The organism is Curtobacterium sp. 314Chir4.1 (assembly GCF_900215175.1).
GTDB classification, from domain to species: domain Bacteria; phylum Actinomycetota; class Actinomycetes; order Actinomycetales; family Microbacteriaceae; genus Curtobacterium; species Curtobacterium pusillum_A.
The window spans coordinates 117,090-140,743 of the sequence record NZ_OCMI01000006.1; the positions used below are offsets into that span (position 1 = coordinate 117,090).

Annotated in this window: 21 protein-coding genes; 12 read left to right on the forward strand and 9 right to left on the reverse strand. The window is 71.1% G+C overall.

The annotated features are described in order from the left end of the window. The first annotated feature begins 81 nt into the window (after positions 1-81). The 8 genes from CRP27_RS17405 (at position 82) to CRP27_RS17440 (ending at position 9,393) form a co-directional block, all read left to right on the forward strand. A complete protein-coding gene (locus CRP27_RS17405; protein WP_097181870.1) occupies positions 82-1,488 on the forward strand; it encodes an ABC transporter substrate-binding protein in 1,407 nt (468 codons plus the stop codon). Next, positions 1,485-2,420, forward strand: a complete 936-nt coding sequence (locus CRP27_RS17410; protein ID WP_097181871.1) for a carbohydrate ABC transporter permease — start codon at positions 1,485-1,487, stop codon at positions 2,418-2,420. Before CRP27_RS17405 ends, CRP27_RS17410 begins: the two co-directional genes overlap by 4 nt. Continuing rightward, on the forward strand, positions 2,420-3,286 hold the full coding sequence (locus tag CRP27_RS17415; protein WP_097181872.1) for a carbohydrate ABC transporter permease: 867 nt from the start codon (positions 2,420-2,422) through the stop codon (positions 3,284-3,286). The genes CRP27_RS17410 and CRP27_RS17415 overlap by 1 nt, the downstream gene beginning before the upstream one ends. After that, complete coding sequence (locus CRP27_RS17420; RefSeq protein ID WP_097181873.1) at positions 3,283-4,425, forward strand: ROK family transcriptional regulator; 1,143 nt, start codon at positions 3,283-3,285, stop codon at positions 4,423-4,425. Before CRP27_RS17415 ends, CRP27_RS17420 begins: the two co-directional genes overlap by 4 nt. After that, positions 4,425-5,441, forward strand: coding sequence for a Gfo/Idh/MocA family protein (locus tag CRP27_RS17425; RefSeq protein ID WP_097181874.1), 1,017 nt, complete (start codon positions 4,425-4,427; stop codon positions 5,439-5,441). The genes CRP27_RS17420 and CRP27_RS17425 overlap by 1 nt, the downstream gene beginning before the upstream one ends. Beyond that, a complete protein-coding gene (locus tag CRP27_RS17430; RefSeq protein WP_097181875.1) occupies positions 5,429-6,448 on the forward strand; it encodes a glycerate kinase in 1,020 nt (339 codons plus the stop codon). The genes CRP27_RS17425 and CRP27_RS17430 overlap by 13 nt, the downstream gene beginning before the upstream one ends. 141 nt (positions 6,449-6,589) lie before the next feature. Further along, positions 6,590-8,200, forward strand: a complete 1,611-nt coding sequence (locus tag CRP27_RS17435) for a DUF4041 domain-containing protein (protein WP_097181876.1) — start codon at positions 6,590-6,592, stop codon at positions 8,198-8,200. 146 nt (positions 8,201-8,346) lie between these two features. Further along, positions 8,347-9,393 carry an NAD(P)-dependent alcohol dehydrogenase gene (locus tag CRP27_RS17440; protein WP_097181877.1) on the forward strand — a complete coding sequence of 349 codons (1,047 nt, stop codon included), beginning with the start codon at positions 8,347-8,349 and terminating at the stop codon, positions 9,391-9,393. Between the two features lie 86 nt (positions 9,394-9,479). Here the strand turns inward: CRP27_RS17440 and CRP27_RS17445 are convergent, their stop codons facing one another. After that, positions 9,480-10,772, reverse strand: coding sequence for a hypothetical protein (locus tag CRP27_RS17445; RefSeq protein WP_141399816.1), 1,293 nt, complete (start codon positions 10,770-10,772; stop codon positions 9,480-9,482). 143 nt (positions 10,773-10,915) lie between these two features. On the opposite strand from CRP27_RS17445, the gene CRP27_RS17450 reads away from it, so the two are divergent. Continuing rightward, a complete protein-coding gene (locus CRP27_RS17450; protein ID WP_097181879.1) occupies positions 10,916-11,875 on the forward strand; it encodes a helix-turn-helix domain-containing protein in 960 nt (319 codons plus the stop codon). Here CRP27_RS17450 and CRP27_RS17455 read toward each other — a convergent pair. From CRP27_RS17455 to CRP27_RS17470, 4 genes are all read right to left on the reverse strand, one after another. Then, the gene (locus CRP27_RS17455) at positions 11,872-13,278 is read right to left on the reverse strand and encodes a hypothetical protein (protein ID WP_097181880.1); all 1,407 of its coding nucleotides are present in this window, start codon (positions 13,276-13,278) and stop codon (positions 11,872-11,874) included. The two genes, CRP27_RS17450 and CRP27_RS17455, sit on opposite strands and share 4 nt — an antisense overlap. Beyond that, positions 13,268-14,110 carry a TIGR03943 family protein gene (locus tag CRP27_RS17460; protein ID WP_097181881.1) on the reverse strand — a complete coding sequence of 281 codons (843 nt, stop codon included), beginning with the start codon at positions 14,108-14,110 and terminating at the stop codon, positions 13,268-13,270. The genes CRP27_RS17455 and CRP27_RS17460 overlap by 11 nt, the downstream gene beginning before the upstream one ends. Next, on the reverse strand, positions 14,097-15,122 hold the full coding sequence (locus tag CRP27_RS17465; protein ID WP_097181882.1) for a permease: 1,026 nt from the start codon (positions 15,120-15,122) through the stop codon (positions 14,097-14,099). Before CRP27_RS17465 ends, CRP27_RS17460 begins: the two co-directional genes overlap by 14 nt. A gap of 206 nt (positions 15,123-15,328) precedes the next feature. Next, on the reverse strand, positions 15,329-15,907 hold the full coding sequence (locus CRP27_RS17470) for a TetR/AcrR family transcriptional regulator (protein WP_255257648.1): 579 nt from the start codon (positions 15,905-15,907) through the stop codon (positions 15,329-15,331). A 70-nt stretch (positions 15,908-15,977) separates the two neighbouring features. On the opposite strand from CRP27_RS17470, the gene CRP27_RS17475 reads away from it, so the two are divergent. Together CRP27_RS17475 and CRP27_RS17480 are read left to right on the forward strand one after the other, a co-directional pair. Continuing rightward, on the forward strand, positions 15,978-16,292 hold the full coding sequence (locus tag CRP27_RS17475; RefSeq protein ID WP_097181883.1) for a multidrug efflux SMR transporter: 315 nt from the start codon (positions 15,978-15,980) through the stop codon (positions 16,290-16,292). A 1-nt stretch (position 16,293) separates the two neighbouring features. Continuing rightward, positions 16,294-16,668 carry a multidrug efflux SMR transporter gene (locus tag CRP27_RS17480; protein ID WP_097181884.1) on the forward strand — a complete coding sequence of 125 codons (375 nt, stop codon included), beginning with the start codon at positions 16,294-16,296 and terminating at the stop codon, positions 16,666-16,668. A gap of 311 nt (positions 16,669-16,979) precedes the next feature. Here CRP27_RS17480 and CRP27_RS17485 read toward each other — a convergent pair whose 3' ends face one another. The 4 genes from CRP27_RS17485 to CRP27_RS17500 all read right to left on the reverse strand — a co-directional run bounded on the left by CRP27_RS17485 (position 16,980) and on the right by CRP27_RS17500 (position 22,822). Then, a complete protein-coding gene (locus CRP27_RS17485; protein ID WP_079237950.1) occupies positions 16,980-18,119 on the reverse strand; it encodes an LLM class flavin-dependent oxidoreductase in 1,140 nt (379 codons plus the stop codon). 88 nt (positions 18,120-18,207) lie between these two features. Beyond that, positions 18,208-19,134 (reverse strand): DUF4436 family protein, encoded by a 927-nt coding sequence (locus CRP27_RS17490; RefSeq protein ID WP_097181885.1) that lies wholly within the window; start codon positions 19,132-19,134, stop codon positions 18,208-18,210. Continuing rightward, a complete protein-coding gene (locus CRP27_RS17495) occupies positions 19,131-21,908 on the reverse strand; it encodes a hypothetical protein (protein ID WP_176505670.1) in 2,778 nt (925 codons plus the stop codon). Before CRP27_RS17495 ends, CRP27_RS17490 begins: the two co-directional genes overlap by 4 nt. Before the next feature lie 116 nt (positions 21,909-22,024). Beyond that, positions 22,025-22,822, reverse strand: coding sequence for a phosphatase PAP2 family protein (locus CRP27_RS17500; protein ID WP_176505671.1), 798 nt, complete (start codon positions 22,820-22,822; stop codon positions 22,025-22,027). A 310-nt stretch (positions 22,823-23,132) separates the two neighbouring features. Between CRP27_RS17500 and CRP27_RS18340 the strand changes: the two genes are divergently transcribed. Continuing rightward, positions 23,133-23,585 carry a DUF4383 domain-containing protein gene (locus CRP27_RS18340; protein WP_158521884.1) on the forward strand — a complete coding sequence of 151 codons (453 nt, stop codon included), beginning with the start codon at positions 23,133-23,135 and terminating at the stop codon, positions 23,583-23,585. Positions 23,586-23,654: the final 69 nt, after the last annotated feature.

A 23,654-nucleotide genomic window follows, 5' to 3' on the forward strand; every position in this document is an offset into this window, starting at 1 on the left:
CTTCTCCTGAGCAACTTCTGCTTAGACAATGCGCAGAAGTTGGGTTACAGTCCATCCGCCCCCACATCGGAAGGAGCCGCGATGACGACGTCGCGTCCCGGACGGATCACGGCTGCTGCAGCGCTGCTGCTGACCGCGACCGTCGCACTCACCGCCTGCTCGGCGTCCCCCAAGGACGGCAGTGGCGGTGACTCGAAGACCATCACCGTCTGGTCCGAGGAGAACCAGCCCGACCGCGTCGCCGAGACGAAGCGGATCATCGCCGGGTTCACCGACGAGACCGGCATCCGCGTGAAGCTCGTGCCGGTCGACGAGAACCAGGTCCCGCAGCTCACCGCGTCCGCCGCGATCTCGGGCGACCTGCCCGACGTCATGGGCGCGATCCCGCTGTCGCTCGTGCGGCAGTTCGACACGCAGGACCTGCTCGACACCGCGGCCTCGGCGAACATCGTGCGATCGCTCGGCGCGGACACGTTCGTCGACTCGGCGCTCGCCCTCGACCAGGACGGCGACCGCCAGCTCGCCGTGCCGGACTCGTCGTACGCGCAGATCCTCGTGTACCGGAAGGACCTGTTCGAGCAGGCGGGCCTCGCGCCGCCCACGACGTACTCGGCGATCAAGAAGGCCGCCGACGTCCTGACGAAGCGGGGGCAGTACGGCATCACGCTCGCGACCGACCCGGCCGACGTCTTCACGCAGCAGACCTTCGAGTCGCTCGCGCTCGGGAACGACTGCCAGCTCGTGCGGTCGTCCGGCAAGGTGGCGCTCGAGAGCACGGCATGTCAGGCCACCTGGGACCTCTACGGACACCTCACCGCGAAGGACTCGCCGCAGGGCACCCAGACCGTCGACACCACCCGCGCCGCGTACTTCGCCGGCCAGGCGGCGATGGTCGACTGGTCCACGTACATCCTCGACGAGCTCGGCGGCCTGCGGAACGACGCGCTCCCGACCTGCCCGCGGTGCCGCGACGACCGGAAGTGGCTCGCCGAGCACAGCGGCGTCGTCACGGCGATCAGCGGGCCCGACGGCTCGGACCCCGCGACCTACGGCGAGGCGACGAGCTGGGCGGTGATGCACGGCGCGAACCGCTCCGCCAGCGAGCAGTTCGTGCAGTACATGATGTCCACCGGCTACGAGCAGTGGCTCGGTATGGCACCGGAGGGGAAGATCCCGCTCCGGACCGGCACCGCGTCCGAGCCCGACCGCTACCAGCAGGCCTGGCTGCGGATGAAGGCCGGGGTCGACCGCAAGGAACGCCTCGACGACATCTACGACGCGTCGACGATGCGGGCGCTCGAATCGGTGCCGAAGTCCATCCGCCGCTGGGCCATCCCGCAGGGTCAGGGTGCCCTGCTCGGCCCGTTCAACGCACAGCTGCCGGTCGGCAAGTCCGTCGCCGACCTGGCGTCCGGTTCCACCACCCCGCGCGACGCGGCGAAGACGGCGCAGGACGCCGTCGAGGAGATCGAGGCGAAGACACGATGACCACCGCAGCACCCCGCGCCCCGCGCCTCCCGAGACGGCGCGACACGATCACGGCCCGGGACAACCGCGCCGGACTCTGGATGGTGATGCCGACGACGGTGATCGTCCTGGCGATCGTCATCGTGCCGGTCGTCTGGAACCTCGTCATGGCGTTCCAGAAGGCGAGCTTCATCGACATCGCCGACAACGGGCTCCTCAACCCGCTCACGCTGCAGAACTTCGCCGACGTCTTCACCGATCGTTCGTTCTGGGCGTCGCTGTGGACCACCGTCGTGTTCTCCGTCCTGAGCACCGGCGGCTCGATCGCGCTCGGCCTCGTCGCCGCGCTGGCCTTCCGGTCGGCCTTCCCCGGCCGCGGGCTCGCACGCTCGCTCATGCTCCTGCCCTACGTCGCACCCGTCGTCGCGGTGACCTTCGTGTGGCAGATCATGCTCAACCCGCAGTTCGGCATCGTCAACTGGGTCGGCCAGAACTGGTTCGGCTGGGACCACCCGATCGACTTCCTCGGCCGCGCCCCGTACGCCCTGATCACGGTGATCGTGTTCGAGATCTGGCGCTACTTCCCGTTCGCGTTCATGTTCATCACCGCCCGGCTGACGGCGCTCCCCGGCGACATCGAGGAGGCCGCACTGGTCGACGGCGTCACCCCGCTGCAGAACTTCCGACTCGTGGTGCTCCCGCAGCTCATGCCGGTGCTGTCCCTGCTCGCGGTCCTGCGCCTGATCATGACGTTCAACAAGTTCGACGACATCTACCTGCTCACGGGTGGTGCGGCCGGCACCGAGGTGTCCGCCGTCCGGGTCTACGACCAGCTCATGGGCAGCTTCGACATCGGCGGCGCCGCGGCGAACGCGTTCGTGCTGTCCGCGATCCTCGCCGTTTCCCTGTTCGTGTACATGAAGTTCTTCGCGGGTCGCGAGGAGGAGGACTGATGCGCGCCTACGCCATCCAGACGCGGCTGTTCCGCGTGCTCCGTTGGGTCGTCATCGGGCTGCTCGTGCTCGCCTGCGTCTTCCCCTTCTACTACATGCTCGAACTGAGCTTCGTGCCGATCGAGCAGCTGCTGCTCGACCCGGCGCGACTCTGGGTCCCGCTGCAGGAGCTGACGCTGCAGACGTACCAGAACGTGCTCGCCCCGGAGAGCCAGGGCGGCCAGGGCTTCGGCCACTTCATGCTGAACTCGGCCATCGTGTCGATCGTCACCGCGATCCTGACGCTCGGGGTGTCGATCGCCGGTGCCTACGCCGTCGCCCGCCTGGACTTCTTCGGCCGCCGCCAGGTCTCCGCGCTGTTCCTCACGGTGTACCTGTTCCCGGTGATCATCATCGCGATCCCGCTGTTCGTCGGGTTCTCGGCGATGGGCATCCGCGAGTCGCTGTTCGGCCTCGTGATCGTCTACATCGCGCAGACCATCCCGGTGTCGATCCACATGCTGCGCTCGTACCTGAAGTCCATCCCGGACTCCATCGAGGAGGCCGCCGCGATCGACGGTGCCGGCCGTGGCCGCATCCTCTGGCAGATCGTCGTGCCGCTCGCGATGCCGTCGATCATGTCGACCGGCCTGTACGTGTTCATGATCGCGTGGAACGAGTTCCTGTTCGCGCTGCTGTTCCTCACGGCGAACCGCGACCTGTGGACGGTGTCCCTCGGCCTCTCGCAGCTGTCGAACGGCATCGAGGTGTCGAAGACGGTGCTGATGGCCGGATCGGTGCTGCTCACCGTCCCGATCGTGGTCCTGTACGGTATCGCCGAGCGGTCCCTGACAGAGGGGCTGACGAGCGGCGCGGACAAGGGATGAGCGTGGGATCAGGGCCCGGTGACGTCCTCGCACTCGTCCGACGCGGGGTCGCCAACACCCGGCGCGACCTGCAGGAGGTCACCGGCCTGTCGCGGATGACGGTGGCGCAACGGGTCGACGCGCTGATCGACGCCGGCCTCGTCCACGAGACCGGCACGGGCACCGCGACAGGGGGCCGTCGGCCCTCGACCCTGCAGTTCGACGTGTCGCGCAGCGTGTTCGCGGTCGCCACCGTCGACACGGCGCACTCGCGCACCGCGATCACCGACCGTGCGGGCCGGATCCTGTCGAGCGAGATCGTCGAGGTGCACATCGAGGCCGGCCCGCTGGTGGTCCTCGCCCGGATCCGCGACTCGCTCCAGGGACTGCTCGACGAGCAGGACGGCACGCTCGAGGGCGTCGGTGTCTCCGTCCCCGGGCCGATCGACCCTGAGACCCGTCGGCCGTCCGAGCCGCCGATCATGCCCGGCTGGGACGCCTTCCCGATCGCCGAACACCTGCAGGAGACGTTCCCCGTGCCGGTCTCGGTGGCGAACGACGCCGACGCGATGGCGTTCGGCGAGCAGGCCACGAACCACCCCGACTCCCCCTCGCTCTGCCTCGTGAAGGTGTCGACGGGCATCGGCGCCGGACTCGTGATCCGGGGCGACGTGTACCGCGGCTCGGACGGCGGAGCGGGTGACCTCGGACACATCCGGCTCGCCGGCGAGGACGCACTCTGCCAGTGCGGCTCCCGCGGCTGCCTGGCCGCCGTCGCCTCCGGCGGCGCCGTCGCCCGGGAGCTCCGCGCACGAGGCCGCGACGCGACATCCGGCCGTGACGTCCGGGCGCTGCTCGCCGCCGGCGACGTCGAGGCGCTCGCACTGGTCCACGAGGCCGGCCGCCGCATCGGCGAGGTCATGGCCACGGTCGTCACGATGGTCAACCCGCGGGCGCTCGTGGTGAGCGGCGACCTCGCCTCCGCCCAGCTCCTGGCCGGGCTGCGCGAGACCCTCTACCCGCGCACGCTGGCGCGAGCGACGCGACACCTCGACGTGACCCTGTCGGCCCTCGGCGAGGACGCCGGGGTCGTCGGCAACGCCCGGCTGGTCGCCGAGATGCTCTACTCCGCCGACGCGGTCAACGGTCGGCTCGCGTGATGCCCGAGGTCGGTCCGCAGCAGCCTGGGCCCACGCCGCCGGTTCCGGACCGACGCGCCAGCGGCGGCCCGGCCGTGCCGGTGGGGAGAGGCGCGGTGCGGGTCGGTCTCGCCGGCGCGGGGCAGTGGGCGGCCGGCATGCACGCCCCACTCCACTCCGCGGGCGCCGAGACCGAGCTCGTCGGCATCTGGTCCCACACACCGGCGCGCGCGGCCGAGCTGGCGGCACGCCACGGCGTGCCCGCCTTCGAGCACTTCGAGGACCTGGTCGCCGCGAGCGAGGCCGTCGACTTCGCCGTCCCACCCGCCGTCCAGGCGGACCTCGCCGTGACCGCAGCACGCGCCGGACGCGCGCTCATGCTCGAGAAGCCGCTGGGTGCCTCCAGGCTGGACGGTGAGCGCCTGCACGACGCGGCCGTGACGGCGGGCGTCCCCACGCTGGTGGCCTTCACCCGGCGGTACTCCGCCGGCCTGCGCGACTTCCTGTCCTCCATCGCCGACCGCCCCGGCCCCACCGTCGTCAGCGGACGGTACGCCCACGGCGGACTGCTGCCCGGCGGGTTCGTCGGCGAACGCGAACGCACCGGCTGGCGGGCGGACGGCGGCGTCCTGCTCGACCTGGGGCCGCACCTGCTCGACGCCGTGGACGCCGCGGCCGGACCGGTCGTGGCGCTCCGTGCGTCCGAGGTGCCGGGCGAGGCCGTCCTGCTCGAGACGGAACACGTCGGCGGCGCCCGCGGTCAGCTCGTCGCCTCCGGCCGGTTCGGCGGCGACGGATCGGTGTTCGAGATCGACCTGTTCGGCCACGAACCGCGCGCCCGGTTCGTCGGTTCCGTGATCGATCCCGACGCGGTCTGGGCGCGCATCCGGGCCGAGTTCGCCGCCGCTGTCCGCAACGGCACGCCCCCGACGGTGGACGTCACACGGGGCCTGCACGTGCAACGCTTGCTGGACGCCGCGCTGCGTTCGCTCGCGGACGGCAACCGCTTCCAGGAGGTCAACGCATGCGTGTCGTGATCGCGCCGGACTCGTTCAAGGGCACCGCGACCGCGGCTTCCGTCGCCGAGGCGATCCGGGACGGCTGGCTGTCCGCGCGACCGGACGACACCGTGACGCTCGCGCCGATGGCCGACGGCGGCGAGGGCACGCTCGACGCCTTCGAGACCGCCGTCCCCGGTGCCGTGCGCGTCCCGATCACCGTCACCGGACCGGACGGCTCCCCCGTCGACACGTCCTGGCTCCGGCTGCCCGACGGGCGGGCCGTGGTCGAGCTCGCGGCGACGAGTGGACTCCCGCTGCTCGGCGGGGAGCTGCTGCCGGACACCGCGACCTCGCGCGGGTTCGGTGAGGCGATCGCCGCCGCGCTGTCCTCCGGGGTGAGGGGCCTGGTGCTCGGCATCGGCGGCAGTGCGTCGACCGACGGCGGCGAGTCGGTCCTGGACGTCATCGGTGACCGGCCGCTCCCGCCCGACGGGGTCGTGGTGCTCACCGACGTCACGTCGCCGTTGCTCGGACCGGCCGGAGCCGCCGCGGTGTTCGGGCCGCAGAAGGGCATCACGCCCGATCGCGTCGCGGAGTTCGACGACCGACTGGCCGCGTTCGCGGGACGCTACCCCGATGTCGACCCGTCCACGCCGGGTGCCGGTGCCGCCGGCGGGGTGGGGTTCGGGCTCCTGGTTTGGGGTGCGACGCTCGCTCGAGGGGCCTCGGCGGTCGCGGACGTCCTGCGGCTCCCGGCGCTGCTTGAAGGGGCCGACGTGGTGATCACCGGCGAGGGTCGGTACGACGGGCAGAGCGCCGCGGGCAAGGTGCCGTCGGTGGTGCAGGCCCTGACGGCGTCGCACGCTCCCGGTGCTCGGTCGATGCTCGTCGCGGGTGCGATCGATGCCCCGCTGGACGACTACGACGCCGCCGCGTCGTTGACGGTGCTGGCGACGCAGACGACCGGAGAACCCGACGACGCCCTGGCCGACCCGCTGCGGTTCGCGGCGATCGCGGGGCAGCGGTTGGCGAGGCTCGACTGAGGGCTTCAGCGGATCCACTTGTCGGAGGCTGTCGCCCGGATCCCGGACCTTCTCCCTCGAGCAGCCGGTCGGGCGCAGACCAGCCTGCGTTGCCCTCGTTCTGGGGATCGACCCTGTGACACGCATCAGTATCCGGACTCGATGAGCACTGCGCCGGGCTGGTACGACGACCCACAAGACCCGACCATCGTGCGGTACTTCGACGGTCTGGGCTGGACACCTCACACGCAGTACAAGCCAAACGGGAGCGTCCCGGCCCGCCCAGCGACCCGACTCGCTCAGAAGCGAGACGTTCCGCTTCGATCACGACGTGAGTTGCGAGCGCAGCAAGCTGGTGCCGAACCGGCTGTGCCCGGAGCAGCGTCCCAGAAGCGAGAGCGGTTGTCGAAGAACGAGGCACGTGCACGGCTCGCTGCGGCTGAGGAGACCATCGCGCGCCACGGGCTCCGACGATTCGAAGAGATCGACTCGTACCGAGAGTCGGTAGAGGCCGAGCTCGCAGCCGAGCGGCAGGCCGCGCTCGAGGAGTCCGCGTCGCTCCGCAAGGAGGCGTCGGAAACACTCGACGAGAGCCGACGGCTCGTTGCCGAACAACAGTCACGAGCCTCGCGCGAAGCACTCGAGCGTCGAACCCAGAGCGAGCAGCAACTCAATCAGCTCCTCGCCGACCTTCGTCTCGCACGCGCGGAATTGGAGGAGGTCTCCCGCACACTCGTCGGGTCCCGGACGGCCGCGGAACTGCAGTCCGTAGGGCTCTTCGACTACGAGCACCCGGCTGAGTCGTCAGCGGCGCTCGCGACGTCGCTCGAGGCGCTCCGGAGCCGCATCAAGAACGCGGTACGAGACAAGGTCGCCGTGTCGTCGACGATGAACTTCACGTTCAACAACTCCGCGGCGCAGGGCAGGAAGTTCGTGAACGACATGACGAAAGTCCTGCTCCGTGCTTACAACGCAGAAGCCGAGAACGCCGTCAAGGCGACACGAGCCGGGAACCTGCACACCGCACAGGCCCGATTGTCGCGCGCCGCCGAACAGATCGCGAAGAGCGGTCAGATGATCAGTCTCCGCATCACCGATTCTTACCACCGGATGCGTCTCGAAGAACTGGAACTCGCTGCGCGTCACCTGCAGGCCGTGCAGGCAGAGAGGGAACTCGAGCGAGAGCGACGCGCAGAGCTTCGCGAGCAGCGGAAGGCAGAACAGGAACTGCAGGTCGAGCGCGACCGCCTCGAGAAGGAACGCGGCCACTACCTGGCGACACTCGCAGCACTGGAAGCGAACGGAGATCTGGACGGTGCCGCTCGGATCCGCTCGAAGCTCGAGGACGTCGATCGCGCAGTCGCCGACGTGGACTACCGTGCTGCGAACGTGCGAGCCGGGTACGTCTACGTCATTTCCAACGTCGGAGCCTTCGGCGAGCGCATGGTCAAGATCGGTATGACGCGACGACTCGAACCCATGGACCGGGTGAACGAGCTCGGCGACGCTTCCGTCCCGTTCCGGTTCGACGTGCATGCCCTGTTCTTCGCCGACGATGCGGTCGGCATCGAGACGATGCTCCACCAGCACTTCGCCGAGCAGCGGGTCAACCGCGTGAACCTGCGACGAGAGTTCTTCTACACGACACCCGAGGCAGTCCTCGCTGCGCTGAAGGATCACCACGTCGAGATCGTGAGCTTCGCGGTGGAGCCTGAAGCACCGGAGTACCGGACCAGCCTGAACATGGTTGAGGAGGCCGCCAGCGTTCGCTGACGAGCGACGGTCGCCGAGCAGTCTGCGGCCAGCCGCCTTGCATTCCTCCCCAGGGGTGTCCCATCCGTACCTCCCACGCTGTGGCGCGCTCCACCAGACTGGAGCAGGACCGGATCCGGTCCTGAAGCAACCCCACGAGGAGACCATTGCGCACCGTCAACGCGTACGCGGCCCCGTCCGCCACGGAACCGCTCGTCAAGACCACCATCACCCGTCGTGACCTCGGCCCGAACGACGTCGAGATCGACATCGCCTACGCCGGCATCTGCCACTCGGACATCCACACCGTCCGCGGCGAGTGGGGCGAGATCCAGTACCCCCAGGTCGTCGGCCACGAGATCGTCGGCCACGTCGCCTCCGTCGGCGAGAACGTCACCAAGCACAAGGTCGGCGACCGCGTCGGCGTCGGCTGCATGGTGAACTCCTGCGGCGAGTGCGAGAACTGCCTGAAGGGCGAAGAGCAGTACTGCCTCAAGGGCAACATCCAGACCTACGCGGGCGTCGACCCCGCCGACGGCAGCATCACCCAGGGCGGCTACTCGCAGGCCGTCGTGGTGAACGAGGACTTCGTGCTGCGCGTCCCCGAGTCGCTCGACATCGAGAAGGTCGCGCCGCTGCTCTGCGCCGGCATCACCCTGTACTCGCCGCTGCACCACTGGAAGGCCGGCCCCGGCAAGAAGGTCGCGATCGTCGGCCTCGGCGGACTCGGACACATGGGCGTGAAGATCGCTGCCGCGCTCGGCGCCGAGGTCACCGTCCTGTCGCAGACCACCGCCAAGCAGGAGGACTCGCTGCGCTTCGGTGCCGTCGCCCACTACGCGACGAAGGACCCGGAGACGTTCGAGAAGCTCGCGAACTCCTTCGACCTCATCATCAACACGGTGTCGGCGAAGATCCCGATGGGTGCCTACCTGGGCCTGCTCGCGGTCGACGGCACGATCGTCAACGTCGGTGCCCCGTCGGAGCCGCTCGAGGTCCCCGCCTTCGCCCTGATCGGCTCGCGTCGCAGCTGGGCCGGTTCGGCCATCGGTGGCATCCGCGAGACCCAGGAGATGCTCGACTTCTGCGCCGAGCACGGGATCCTGCCGGAGACCGAGCTCATCAGCGCCGACTACATCAACGAAGCGTACGAGCGCGTCCTGTCGTCGGACGTCCGGTACCGCTTCGTGATCGACGCGGCGACGCTGGCGTAGCGACCCGCGTCCTGGACGCGACCAGCAGACGGACTGGAGGCGCGGTGCCGGCCGGCACCGCGCCTCCAGTCCGTCTCCACACCACGTCAGCCGCGGCGCGCACTCAGGCAGGACAGGGCGGTTGCCCCGTCCGGCCCGTCCAGGTCCTGGTTCGGCAGATCGGCCGCGACGATCCGTGCTTCGAGCCGATCAAGGCCGTGTCGGCGCGAGGCCTCGGCGACGAGCGCAGCTGCCCGCACGGGCTCCGGTTGCGGTATGGAGCAACGGACGAGGTCCGCCGACGACATCCCGTGGGCGTCGACGGGCTGTTCGCAGTACGGCGGCTTCCAGCCCTCGCCCACGTGACGTGTCAGGGCCTCGAACACCGCCGATCCGGCGTACTGGATCGACCCGGCGAACCAGTTCAGCCACCATTGATCGTCGGTCGGCATCTCGGGCGGGTACCTCCGGACGGACCCGTCTGGGTCGTGCGCCACGGCCCCGATCCGGTGGAGGACCAATCCCTCGACGTGGTTTGTGAGCCCCTCGGCGGTCTCACGGCACTCGAGCGTCGTGATCAGGTCCGGCCGCAGGGTCCTTCGGTGCTCACGGATCGCCAGGAACGTCTCGAGCGCCACTGGCCGGGCGTCGGCCTCGGCGAGGACCAGTTGCTCGAGCCACGCGAGCGCGGCGATGTGCGCGTCGTCGGCCGGGTACCGGAACGAGTAGTCCCAGGCCTCCCATCCGGGCGCGGGCGCCGGCCCGGTCGGGTGGAGCTGGTGGACGTACTCGTGCCAGAAGACCGCGGTGCCGCGCCAGTCGTCGACTGCGCACCCCTCGGGATCGAGGTGGTCGGGGACGACGCCGTAGCACGTGACACCGTCGTAGCGGAGTTCACCGCACGACCACTCCCGGTTCTCGAACCCGTCGAGGACCACTGCGAGCACCTCCGGGTCGCGACAGATCTGCACCGAGCCGATGTCCCAGCTCGGCGGCGCGGCACACGACGCACCGCCCGGGACCGCCGTGGGGAACCCGAGGAAGTACGCCGCGGTCAACGGCGCCGAGGCCGCGGTCCGGTCGAGGAGGACGACCGGGTCCGGCGTGACCCGGTCAACCGGCAGCACCCCGCCCGCTCGGGTCACGCCCCTGACGCGTGCGACCTGGTAGATCATCTTGCGGATGCCGCCGGGGATGGCCCGCCAGGTCGGATCCGTCCACTCGGCACCGTCGAGGACGGGCGTCCCGTCCTCGTGCGCCGTGCTCGCGCGGGCGCGACCGGGCGGCGCGCCTGCGGTCGCGGACAGCGCCGTGACGGCAGCCGCCGCGCCGAGGAACGTCCGTCGGTCGAACAGCGGACGGGAGCGTCCGGGGAGGGGCAGGTCTCGTTCATCGTGCATGCCGCCCATCTGACGACAGCGGGTGTTTCGCCGGCGCAACCAGCAGCCGGCAGCGGGTCCGACGCCGGCCGGCACCGCGCCTCCGTCAGTCCGACACGCGCAACACGCGCACGCGGACGTCCCGGGCACGGCAGGCTGGCCGCATGACCCCCACGGCTCACGAGGGCGCAGCGCCCCTGGTGTCCGTCGCCGGCACGGACACCGATGCCGCCGTCACCGATCTCTCCGGCATGTACGCCGGCCGGTCGTGGCGCTCCGACCGCACCGACGGCTCGTACTGGTACCGCTACGTGGGCGTCGGCGACGACCGGATGAGCATCCGCCGGTCGCAGATGCAGGGGTCGCTCCGCGGCGACGCAGCGGTCGAGGGCGAGGTCGTGGTCCAGTGGATCGACGACGGTGTCGCCGCGATCGACGCCGGCCGCGACGAGGTCCGGATGCGACCGGGGGTCCCGACGCTCTTCCCGATCGAGCAGCGGTTCAGCATCGACTACACGAACTGGGACCAGCGGCTCGTGCACCTCGACCGCGGGCTCGTGCTCGACGTCGCGTCCGAGCGGTACCTCGTCGACGGGTCGGTCGACTTCGACCGGAACGCCACCCCGACGGCCGAGTCGATGGCCCGGTGGCGCACCGCGGTCGCGTCGTCGATCCGGGCCCTCCGGGAGCAGGGTGCGGAGTCGCTCGCGTGGCACGAGTCCCAGCGCGATACCGCCAGGGCGCTCCTCGACATGTACCGATTCCGCGCCGAGGTGGCACCGATCGGCTGGGGCGAGCACCGGAACGCCCGGATCCGCACCGCCGTCGAGCACATCCACGCGCACGCGCACGAGCCCCTGACGGTGTCGGACCTCGCCCGGGTCGCCGACCTCAGCGTCCGTGGCCTGCAGGAGGCCTTCCACCGCACGCTCGACCGGTCACCGATGCAGTACCTGCGCGAGGTCCGGCTGCGCCGTGCCCACGAGGACCTGCTCCGCGCCTCACCCGCCCAGGTCGCCGTCGCGGACGTCGCGGCACGGTGGGGCTTCACGCACATGGGCCGGTTCTCGGGCGAGTACCTCCGCCGGTTCGGCGAGTACCCGAAGGTGACGCTCCGGCGCTAGCCGACCTCGTCGCCCGACGGCAACGCCGCGCACCAGTCCACGGACCCCGCGTCGATGCTCGCCTCGAGCGCTCCCGAGGTCGCGTCGACGATGCTCACGAGCTCGCTCGTCGCCGACTTCGTCGCGACGGCGACGAACTGCCCGTTCGGGGACGGGCAGACCGCGGTGACGCTCGCGTCCTCGGGGACGGGCACGGGCAGCCTGGAGGCGCGGCTCCCCTCCACCCGCACGATCCGTTGCGAGATGGTCCCGTCCGACCGCACGTCCCCCACCACGCGCAGGTAGCTGTCGTCCGTCAACTGGGCGATGCGCCCGAGGTAGGCGGCGTCGGTGCTGGCGGCGGGGGCCTGCAGCGCGGTGCGCTCGCCGTCCGTGAGGTCGAGGCGCACGATGCCGGTCCCGGTCTCGACCACGGCGGTGGTGCCGGTGCCGACGAAGCCGTGCAGGTACGTGGCGCTCCCGAGGCGGACGGCGTCGGTCCGGCCGCTCATGTCGACGAGCACGAGGTCGTCGCTGCCGGTCCGGACCAGGGCGCTCTCGGTCCGTGGCACGTACGCCCACTGCCCCACGGTCATCGGTGTGGCGCCGGTCTCCGGTTTCCCGCTCGCGTCGATCGCGGTGGGCAGGTGCGTGCCGGTCATGTCCACGACGTACAGCCCGACGTTGCGGGACCGTCCGGTCGAGGTGTCGGCGTACTCGAACCCGAACGAGGCGCCGTCGTCCGCGGCGTGCAGGGCGGTGACGCGGCCCTCGGCGGTCGGCAGGGTGAGGTGCTCGACGGGGGCGTCCTCGTCCTGCACCCCGCCCGCGAGCGGCACGATGTCGACGGAGGACCCTGCGTCCGTCCCGCTCACCACGACGAGCGACCGGCCCAGGCGGACGTACTCCGCGATGCCGGTGGCCTCGTACACGGTGGTCGCTCCCCCGGCGTCGAGGGACCGACGGACGATCCGGTCCTTCGCGCCGGTTCCGCCCGGGACGAGCGCGAGGACGTCGGTGCTCCCGGTCCGGATCGTCGCGCGGAGGTCCGAGGTCGCACGCTGTCCTGGTGCCCGGACCCCGTCGACGGTGACCGTGTAGTCGCGGTCGTAAGCCAGGGGGCCGGCGAACTCCACGGCGATCGTGTTGCCGCTCGAGGTCACGGTGTGCGCGGCCGCCGGGCTCACCCGGACGTCGGCGGCGGAGACCTTCTGCAGCGCCTGGTTCGCAGTGAGGATCACCCGCTGGGCCGGACGGGACACCAGCCCGGTGGCGTCGTACGTGACGTCGCGGAGCCGGGGCCCCTGCTGCGACCCGACGACCGCGGCGGCCGTGCCGACGACGACGAACACCAGGACCGTGGCGACGAGCCGGCGGCGGAAGCGGTTCCGAGGCCGGCGACGCGTCGGTGCGTCAGTACTCATACGGGTCCTTCGGCTGCGCGATCTTCTTGACCGTCGCTGCCTTGATGACGATCCGGGCGTCCGCCGCCTGGTCCGGGTTGGCGGCGAGGGCTCCCGTCACGGTGACCCACTGGTCCTCGTCGGGGACGGTTCCGTCGGTGACGACCCCGAGGCCGACGGGCTGGGCGTCCACCGCGCAGCAGCTGATCACGAACCGGGTCAGGGTGAACGAGCCGTCCGACCCGGGCACGACGAACCCCGAGAGCCGCACCTGCTTGCCGACGAGCGACGTGGTGTCCGTGGTCTGTCGGATGAGGGCGGCCCAGTCCTTCACGCCGTACTCCGACGTGTCGACCGCGCCGCTGCCGAGCAGGGACACCGCCGCTTCCGATCCGGTGGCGTTCGACAGGGTCGCCGAGTCCACGCTCCGCTGCTGTGCGGTCCGTGCGGAGAGCGTCGTCGGGGGCAGGACGAGCATGGCGGCGGTGACCCCGATCGTGACGAGCGCAGCCACCCCACCGAGCACGATCCGTGGGAGACGACCCGCGCCTCTCCCCACCGGCACGGCCGGCCCGCCGCTGGCGCGTCGGTCCGGAACCGGCGGCGTGGGCCCAGGCCGGTGCTCGTGCTCCTCGTCGTCGTGCACGTGCTCGTGCCCGCGCGCCACGACCACCAGGCCGGCGATCGACGCGGGCACCGCGACCGCCCCGAGGACGATCGTGAACACCGAGTACCGCGGGTTGATGTACAGGTCGAGGTGCCCGGCGAGGGCGAGCCACAGCGTGCAGAGCGCCACCGCGAGGACCGACCCGAGGCCGAGGTACGCGGGCAGGCGCGACTCAGACGAGGACATTCATCACCAACCCGACGGTCGCGGCGAACAGGACGCAGACGACGGCGAGCAGCACCAGGAAGCGTGCACGGAACGTCGTCCGGAGCAGGGCGATCATCTTCACGTCGATGATCGGCCCGATGATGAGGAACGCGGTGATCGACCCTGGCAGGAACGTCGACGCGAACGACAGCGCGAAGAAGGCGTCCACGTTCGAGCACAGCGACACCGTCATCGCGAGGAGCATCATCGCGGCGACGGACAGCACCGGGTTCGCGCCGATCGACACGAGCGTGGACCGGGGCACGGCGACCTGGATCGCGGCGGCCAGCCCGGCGCCGACGAACAGCGCTGGCATCATCGTCGCGGTCTCGCCACCGAACTGCGCGGCGCTCTCCCGCCAGCGGTTCCGGGACCGCGGGGCACCGATCGCCGCACGGCAGCGGGCCTCGAACGCGGGCAGCAGCAGGTCGGCCGGACGGCGGTGCGCGGCGACGATCCAGCCGACGAGGTTGGCGATCACGAAGCCACCGACGATGCGGACCGGCAGGATCCAGCCGGACCAGCCGAACGCCTGCGCGGTGCTGATGATCACGAGCGGGTTGAGGATCGGGGCGGCGACGAGGAACGTCACGGCCTCGGCCGGGGTGAACCCGCGCATCATGAGGCCACGGGCGAGCGGCACGTTCCCGCACTCGCACACCGGGAAGAGCATGCCGATCAGGGAGATGACCGCCCGGCGCGGGATCGGGCGCTGCGGCAGGACCCTCTCGAGCGCACCGACGGGCACCCAGACCTCGACGACGATGGACAGCACGATGCCGAGCACCACGAACGGCAGGGACTCGACGACGACGCTGATCGCCAGGGTGAGGAAGTCCTGCACGACGTTCGGCAGCCCCGCGGTGCCGACGGCCGGGGAGAGCAGGCGGACCGCGAGCAGCACGACGACCGCGAGCAGCACGAGCCCGGGGCCGGTCAGGGCCCGCGATCGGGAGTCAGCGCGCTGCGGCGGCCGGGTGGTCGTCGTCACCGGGCAAGGATAGGCGACGAGCGTCGCCCGGAGGACTCGCACCGCGCGAGGCGCGCGCAGTGTGCGAGGTTCCGGTCACCGTGGGACGCCGCGAGCCCCACACGATGCACGGAACCTCGCACCGTGCCCACGAGACCTCGCGCCGTGCGAGCCCCGCAAGCCCCGCAAGCCCCACGAGCCCCCGCGGCGCCGCCCGGCGCCCCGCGTCAGCCCCCGGCGACCCCGTCGAGGTGCCGGTCGAGCACGTCGATCGCCCAGTCGCCGGACTCCCCCGGCGCGAGCCGCACGACGTGCATCGCGAGCCCGTCGATCAACGCGTGCAGCCGTCGGGCCTCGTACTCACGATCGGCGGCGGGCACCCCGACGAGCCCGAGGATCTCCTCGCTCCACTCCCGCATCTCGTCGACGACGCGGTCGAGCGCCGGCCGGAGCTCGGCATCGGTCAGCGCGGCGTTCCCGAGCGCGAGGTAGACGTCGAGCTCGATGACCCGCTCCTCGTCGAGGGGCAGCAGCTCGAGGACGATCCGGTGCGCACGTTCACGACCCGACCGGTCCGCCGGGATCGCCGCGATCCGCTCCCGCGTGCGGTCGAACACGAGCGTGATGGTGTGCTCGCGCATGCTCGACTGCGTCGGGAACACGTAGCGAACGGTGCTCGGCGGCAGGCCGGCCTCGGCGGCGACGTTCCGGACGCTCAGCGCCCCGAGGCCGTCCCGCGCGAGGACCCGGCACGCTGCCTCGGACACCGTGCGGCGCCGTTCCTCGACGTCGATGCTCCTCGTCATGCACCCATACTCGCACAACTGTGCTACTTTCGTACTCGCACACTCGTACGACTCATGGAAGGAGATCGTCATGGCATGGGTGATCCTCGTCCTGTCCGGCGTCCTCGAGGCCGTGTGGGCCACCGCCCTCGGCGCCTCGAACGGCTTCAAGAAGGTCGTCCCGACGATCGTGTTCGTCGCCGGGATGGCCCTGAGCATGGTCGGCCTGGCGTTCGCGATGAAGGAGATCCCGGTCGGCACCGCCTACGCCGTCTGGGTCGGCATCGGCGCATCGCTCACGGTGATCGTCGCGATCCTGCGCAAGCAGGAGGCAGCGTCGGTCGCCCGCGTCGCCCTCGTGCTCGGTCTCGTCGCCTGCGTCGTCGGCCTCAAGGTGGTGAGCTGAGATGCCGTGGATCGTCCTGTTCGTCAGCGCCGCGCTCGAGACCGTCTGGGCCACCGCCCTCGGCGAGAGCGACGGGTTCACCGTCCCCGGCCCGACGATCGTGTTCGCGATCACCATCGTGGTGAGCCTCGTCGCGTTCGGCTACGTCCTGAAGCACATCCCGATCAGCACGGCGTACGCGGTGTGGACGGGGACCGGTGCCGCGCTCACCGTGCTGTGGGGCATGGCCACCGGCGCCGAGCCCGTGACGGTGCTGCGCGTGCTGTTCATCGCCGGCATCGTCGGCTGCGTGGTCGGCCTCAAGCTGGTCCCCGCCCGCCCGGCCACCCCGGCTGCCCCGGCCGCCCCGGCTGCCCTGGAACGAGACTCGGCCTGAGCGACGGGACTCGCGCCTCGGCGCCCGAGAACCGTCGCCAGGCGCGAGTCTCGGGACGCGCGCCGTGACGGGCCTGAGCGACGGGACTCGCGCCTCGGCGCCCGAGAACCGTCGCCAGGCGCGAGTCTCGGAACGCGCGCCGTGACGGCCTGGAGGCGCGGTGCCAGCCCGCACCGCGCCTCCAGGCCGTCGGTGGTCGCGCCCACCCCGCATGGTGAGCAGCAATGGTCGGGTCGCCTTTCGGGACCCGACCATTGCCGCTCACGAAGCGAGCGCTGCGCGCGCTGTACGTGCCGTGCGCGCCGTGCGCGTCAGACCGACGCGCCCGTCCACTCGTCCTCGGCGGCGACGTGGTCGCTGCCCGCCGTGCCGGCGGCCAGCGCCGCGGCCGCACGAGCGGCGTGCGACGGCGGGTCGGACGGCACGTCCGCCGGGCGCCCCTCGTCGTTGATCGTGCGGAGGGCCGGCACGATGTCCTCGGCCAGGATGTCGATCTGCTCGAGCACCGTCTTGAGCGGCAGTCCCGCGTGGTCAACGAGGAACAGCTGGCGCTGGTAGTGCCCGACGCTGTCCTTCATCGCGGCGTACCGGTCGATGACCTGCTGCGGGGAGCCCACGGTGAGCGGGGTCTGGTGGGTGAAGTCCTCCATCGAGGGGCCGTGTCCGTACACCGGCGCGTTGTCGAAGTACGGCCGGAACTCGTCGATCGCGTCCTGCGAGTTCTTCCGCGCGAAGAACTGCCCGCCGAGGCCCACGATCGCCTGGTCGGCACGCCCGTGCCCGTAGTGCTCGAAGCGCTGCCGGTAGAGCCCGACCATCTGCGCGGTGTGCTCGATCGGCCAGAAGATGTTGTTGTGGAAGAAGCCGTCGCCGTAGTACGCGGCCTGCTCGGCGATCTCCGGCGTCCGGATGGAGCCGTGCCACACGAACGGCGGGACGCCGTCGAGCGGACGCGGGGTCGAGGTGAAGCCCTGCAGCGGCGTGCGGAACTTGCCCTGCCAGTTGACGACGTCGTTCTCCCAGAGCTGGCGGACGAGCGCGTAGTTCTCGATCGCCAGGTTGACGCCCTGGCGGATGTCCTGCCCGAACCAGGGGTACACGGGGCCGGTGTTGCCGCGGCCCATCATGAGGTCCATGCGACCGTCGGAGATGACCTGGAGCATCGCGTACTCCTCGGCGATCCGCACCGGGTCGTTCGTGGTGATCAGGGTCGTCGAGGTCGACAGCGTGATGTTCTTCGTGCGCCCGGCGAGGTAGCCGAGCATGGTGGTCGGCGACGACGCGACGAACGGCGGGTTGTGGTGCTCGCCGGTGGCGAAGACGTCGAGGCCGGCCTGGTCGGCGTGCTCGGCGATCGTCAGGATGTCCCGGACCCGCTGGGTGTCGTCGGGGGTGTGCCCGGTGGTGGGGTCGGTCGTGACGTCACTGACCGTGAAGATGCCGAACTGCATGATGCGCCGCCTTCCGCGATTTCGATGCGTTTGCATCGACTTGCTGGGTACAACGTAGCGCAGCCGCCGGCATTCCCGCCAGGAGGAACTACGCGGCCTCGTCCTCCAGGACCCGCCCGCGCAGCACCTTCGACTCCCGCCAGAGCATGTACGCGCCGGTCCACACGAACATGATCGCGACGAGCGCCAGACACGGGAAGAGGAACACGAAGTCGAGCGTCGTCCCGATGGGGGGCGCCCCCGGCATCGCGGACCGCAGCGCCGGGAACGACAGCAGGGTGGCGCTCAGCCAGATGACGTTCGCGAACTCGAGCTTCCGGCGGAGGATCGCCGCTCCGATGGTCACGACGGCCATCAGGGTCGTGAACAGGATCGCGAGGATGTAGAACGACACGATCACGACGCTCAGGGTGTCGCGGTGCCCGTCGATCTGCATCGGGACGAGCGTGCGGCCGTCCGCTTGCTCACCGGCACTCCGCTCGGCGTTCATCACCCACGGGCGCGCCGAGTTCGACATGTCCACCTCGAACGGCACGGCGGCGCTGGTGTCGTCGTTCTGCACGCTCAGCTGGAAGTTCGTGAACGGCTGGTCGAACGGGTACGAGGTGTCGCCGCGGTCCAGGGTCAGCGTCAGCGAGGTCGCGTCGACCACCGACTGCCCCGGGAACGTCACGACGCTCGTCGTCACGCCGCCGCTCGAGACCTCGATGCGGAGCGGCTTCGAGATCTCACCGGCCTTCTCGCCCTCGAACGAGCCGTGCGGGATCGGCAGCACGTTCGCCTGCATCACCCGGTTCGACAGGTCGACGTCCTGCACGCTCATCCGCAGGGTCATGTAGTTCCCCGTCGGGTTGTTCGACCCGGTCACCGGTACCGCGGTCGTCGTCTTGAGCGCCCCGGAGAGCCCGATCACGACGTAGTACACCGCGAGGAGCACCACCGCGACGAGCAGGATGATCGGCGCGGGGTTCCTGCGGGTGCGCTGCTCGGTGGGGGCGTCGGTCGTCTGCGTCATCGGTTGCTCCCGGACGGTGGGTCGGTGGTGGGACGGGGACTGGTCGGACTGGAGGCACGGCTCGGCTCCGGCGGGCCGGATCCGGTCGGCGGCGTGGTCGCCGCTGCGGCGGGGCCGGACGCGGCGCGTCTGCCAGCGACGGTCGCGGCGAGCGCGAAGAGCAGCATCGCGAGGAGCGGCACCATCGCGCCGGGGAACTCCGTGACGTTGAACGTGGTGATCTGGTCGGCGAGCTGCGAGGCCTCGGTCTCGGCCTTCGCCACCGCGGTGGTCACGGTGATCGCGTTGGCCTGCGACGCCCGGTTCGACGCGAGGGAGATCTGCTGCACCGCGGTGTCCGGCGCGTTCACGGGGTCGGCGTACACCCGGACGTCGACGTCGGCCTGCTGCCCGGGGTCGAGCGGGATCATGCACGAGAACGAGGTCGTGGCGACGGTGCAGTCGAGCGGCTGGTCGTCCACCTCGACGTCCACGTTCCGGTAGACCATGCCGGTCGACATCCGGGCCTGGAAGGTGATGGCGACCGTCGCCCCCGAGGCGTTCGGGCCGAGGGTGCCGCGCATGTCGGCGGCCGTGCCGGGCAGGATGCGCTGGGTGCCGAAGCGGAGGTCCATCGCCATCGGACCGTCGTTCGTCCCGGCGGCGTCGGGACCGCCGGCTCCGGACCCGCCGGTGCTGCCTGCGCCGTTGCCGCCGCCGGAGCCGTTGCCGGGCGCGGGGGTGGACGGGGAGTTCGGGGAGCTCGGGTTCGTCGGGGACGCCGACGGCGACTGGCCGGCGTTGCCGGTGTCACCGGTGCCGGCACTGCCGGAGCCGCCCGGGGCAGTGCCACCGGGACCACCCGCGGAACCGCCGCCGGTGCCGGGGACGGGAGCGGTGCCTCCAGGCGGTGTGGCCGGTGCGCGCACCGTGAAGGTGGTCCCGCCCTCCGGGCCCGTGATGCCGCCGAACGTGTCGGTGACGCGCAGCGTGACCGAGCCGACCGGCAGATCGGCGGTCGGCACGCAGGACCAGTACCCACCGCCGTCACCCGTGGCGGTGCAGACGGTCTGGTTGCCGCGGAGGACCTCGACGGACGCTCGGTGGGGCACGTTGTTGCCGGCGATGGTCGGGCGACGCTCGGTGGTGGTGGAGCCCGCTGCCGGACTCGTCACCCCTGGACGACCGGGCCCGGCCACCGCGAGGGTCGTGCTGACCTCGTGGGTCCCCGTCGTGTCGACCGGCGACGACACGGTGGCGGTGAGCGGCCACCGGGTGCCAGCGGCCGTCCCGGACGGGACCACGCCCCGGATGGTCACCGTCCGCGTCTGCCCCGCGCCGATGGTGCCCAGCGACACGGGGTCACCGCTCAGCAGTTCCTCGCACGTCGGCTGCGTCTCGAGCCCGGACACGCTGCAGGACCGCGCCGGGAACCCGTTCGGGTCGTCGATCCGGATCGTCGACGGACCCGACGTGTCCGGCCCGGTCCCCTCGACGGTGAACGTCTTCTGCACCGGCGCCGTCGGCAGCGCGGAGTTCGGGCCCTCGGCCGTGACGGTGAGCGCGGACCGGACGGCTGGGAAGGTCACGGCTGCCGTGTCGGACGCCTTGACCCGCGCGTAAGTGTCGTTCGCGGAACTCGCGAGCGTCGACGTGAGGGTCAGGGTGCGCGGGTCCGCGTCGAGCGGGAGGGTCACGGTGGCCTCGGCGGTCTGCGTGCAGGCGCCTTCCGGGTCGAGCGGTCCGGTCGACCCGAGCAGGTGGCCGGTGGGAAGGGCATCTCCGGGCAGGGCGCAGGCCGTGGACGACGCGGACACCTGCCGGATCGCATCGAGCGTCCCACCCGCCGCCTCGACCCGCGTCCTCAGGTCGGAGCGCACGGTCGGGAAGAGCGTCATGTCCGTCGTCCCCGCGGTGTTCCGGACGCTGGTCGACACGGGGACGGTGTACGTGACCGTCGTGTTCCCCTGCGCGTCCTGCTGCACGTCGGTCGGGGTCGCCGTGGCGTCCGGCGTGTCCACCGTCCCGCTCTGGCAGCCCAGGGGCGGCGTGACGAGGAACCCGCCGTCGGCGGGGGTCGCGCTGCCGTTGCCGGAGACCCGGAAGGTGAGGGTCGAGACCGGCTGGTCGAACCAGACGTCGACCGCCTTCTGCGGGACGTTGTCGACCGTTCCCGCGGGCTGGTTCGCTCCGGCGATGCGCGCCGTGGTCCCGACGGTCTGCACCGTGGCCGACCCGGCACTCGTGCTCTTCGCGGCGCTCTGGGCGGGCACGGCTGCCCCGCCGGGTCCGGCACCGCTCACGTCCAGGCCGGACGGGGCGTCGATCCCGCCGATGGTGAACTGCACCCGCTGCGGGTACGGCATCGTGACCGTCAGGGTGCCCTGCGCGCCGCCGTCGATCGAGCTGAAGCCGATGCCGTTCGCGCCCGAGTAGTACGTCGTGGACCCGTACCCCTCCTGCCCGAAGGAGCCGTAGCCGAAGGAACCCGTGGGGTTCGAGACGTTGCTGAAGACCCCGGGCTGCATCGGGTAGGCGGAGACGGCGGAGTCGAATGGCATCGTCGCGCCGTTCGTGACGGCGCCCGATCCGCCGGCCTTGCTGAACACGGGCGACGACGTGGTCGCGTAGTCGCCCACCGCGATGCAGCCGAGGCGGTCCTGGAACGGCACGGTGATGGTGTCCGCCGCGGCGCTCGTGGCCGCCACCACCGACGCGGCGCCGATGAGCGACAGCGCCAGGACAGCGGCGATCGCTCCACGTGCCCGGCGACGTCGCGCCACGGTGTGCTGCACCCGCATGGTTCCCCGTCCGCAGCGGGTCCCTACTCCGCCGACGCAGGCAACGGTAGTCGTCTTGCCGTCCGGGGTCCGGACGCGTTACAGGGCTGTAACCCTCGCACCCGCGATGCTCACCGCGCGGACGGGATCTCCTCGGTGTCGGTGCGTGCCGCGTGGTGCATGCCGTCCGCGATCCACACGATGGTCACGACGGCGAGGACGCTCGCGCTCGACGCCATCCGCCCCGCGACGAGGATCGCCGCGTGGTCGTGTGCGCCGCCGGTCACGCCGTACACGAGGGCGGCGAGCCCGACCAGGAACGTCACGCCGGTCGCGACGACGAGGATCCCGGTCACGATGCGCCGCGGTCCTCGACGACCGTCCCGGTCACCGCGCTCACCCCGGTCCACCCGCGGCCCGAACGCCCGGACGGCCCCGAGCCAGAAGAGTGCGATGGCACACGCCCCGACGATGTCGCTCACCCGGTGCCAGCCGTAGACGACGGTCTGGTTGGCGACGAACACCGCGTACGCCGCACCGACGAGCGTGACGACGGGCCGGAAGCGCCGCGGAGTGACCATCAGCACGGCGAACAGTGCGGCGAGGGCGATCGTCGCGTGACCGGACGGGAACGAGTTGGGCGTCGTCGACTGGGCGATCTCCGGGCGCTCGGCGATACGCTTGACGAGCGTCGAGGTGGCCGCCGCCGCGAGCACGACGACGCCGGCCCCGAGCCCCACCGCGAGCCGACGTCGAGCGAACGCGACGGCAGCGATCACGACCACGAGCAACAGGATCACCGGCACCGAGATGACGTTGAGTGCAGTGTCCGACCCGAACAGGTCGGACTCCCGGACCCCGCCCAGCGCGGCGTCCTCGACCCGCTGCCCCACCGGCGTCAACACCGCCGCCGCGTAGACGAGAGGCACGATCACGAACCCCAGAGCCGCCAACAGCCCCCACCGCAACCGTCGCGAGACACTCGGTCCACGCGATTCCGGTGCGTTGCGTTCGGGCGTTCGGGTCACCGGACTGGTCCTCCTCGGGGTGCTGGTCGTCGGCCTCGTCACGCGCCTGGCGACGCGCGTGCGATTCGGACGGTCGGGGTCCGACACGATACCGTTGGAGCGCCGGTCGGAGGCTGGGAACGCACCGATCGGTCTCGCGCGGGTGAACGCACCGGCGCACATCGCCGGACCGACGTACACCGCGTCGGCTGCGTACGAGGAGGAAACCGAAGTGGCCATCAAGGAACCGAGCATCACCGCTTCCCCGAACCGCGGACTCGCTCTGACGGTCGGCGCGATCCTCTTCGTGTGGGGCATCCTCGGCTTCTTCTTCGCGGCCGACGGCGACCCCGGGTTCTTCAGCCGCCAGGGCGGGATGCTCTGGAACGCGTTCGGCGTCAACCCGCCGCTCGCCCTGATCTGGGTCATGCTGGCCGCGGTCCTCCTGATCGTCGGCCTCGGCAACACGATCGGGTCCCGCAACGGCAACATCCTGGTCGGTGCCGTGCTCGTCGTCCTCGCCGTGTACGGATTCGTGTTCGTGAACACCTCGGCCAACATCTTCGCGCTCAACACCACGGACAACGTGTTCCACGCGATCGTCGGCGTGATCCTGCTCCTGACGGCGTTCGGTGCCGACAAGGAGAACCTCCGCGCACTGCGGGCCGACGCCGCTCGCGCCTGAGCCCTCGCGTCGACGACGCCCCGCCCGCCCTCGTGGCCGGCGGGGCGTCCTGCGTCCGGGCGCCCTGCC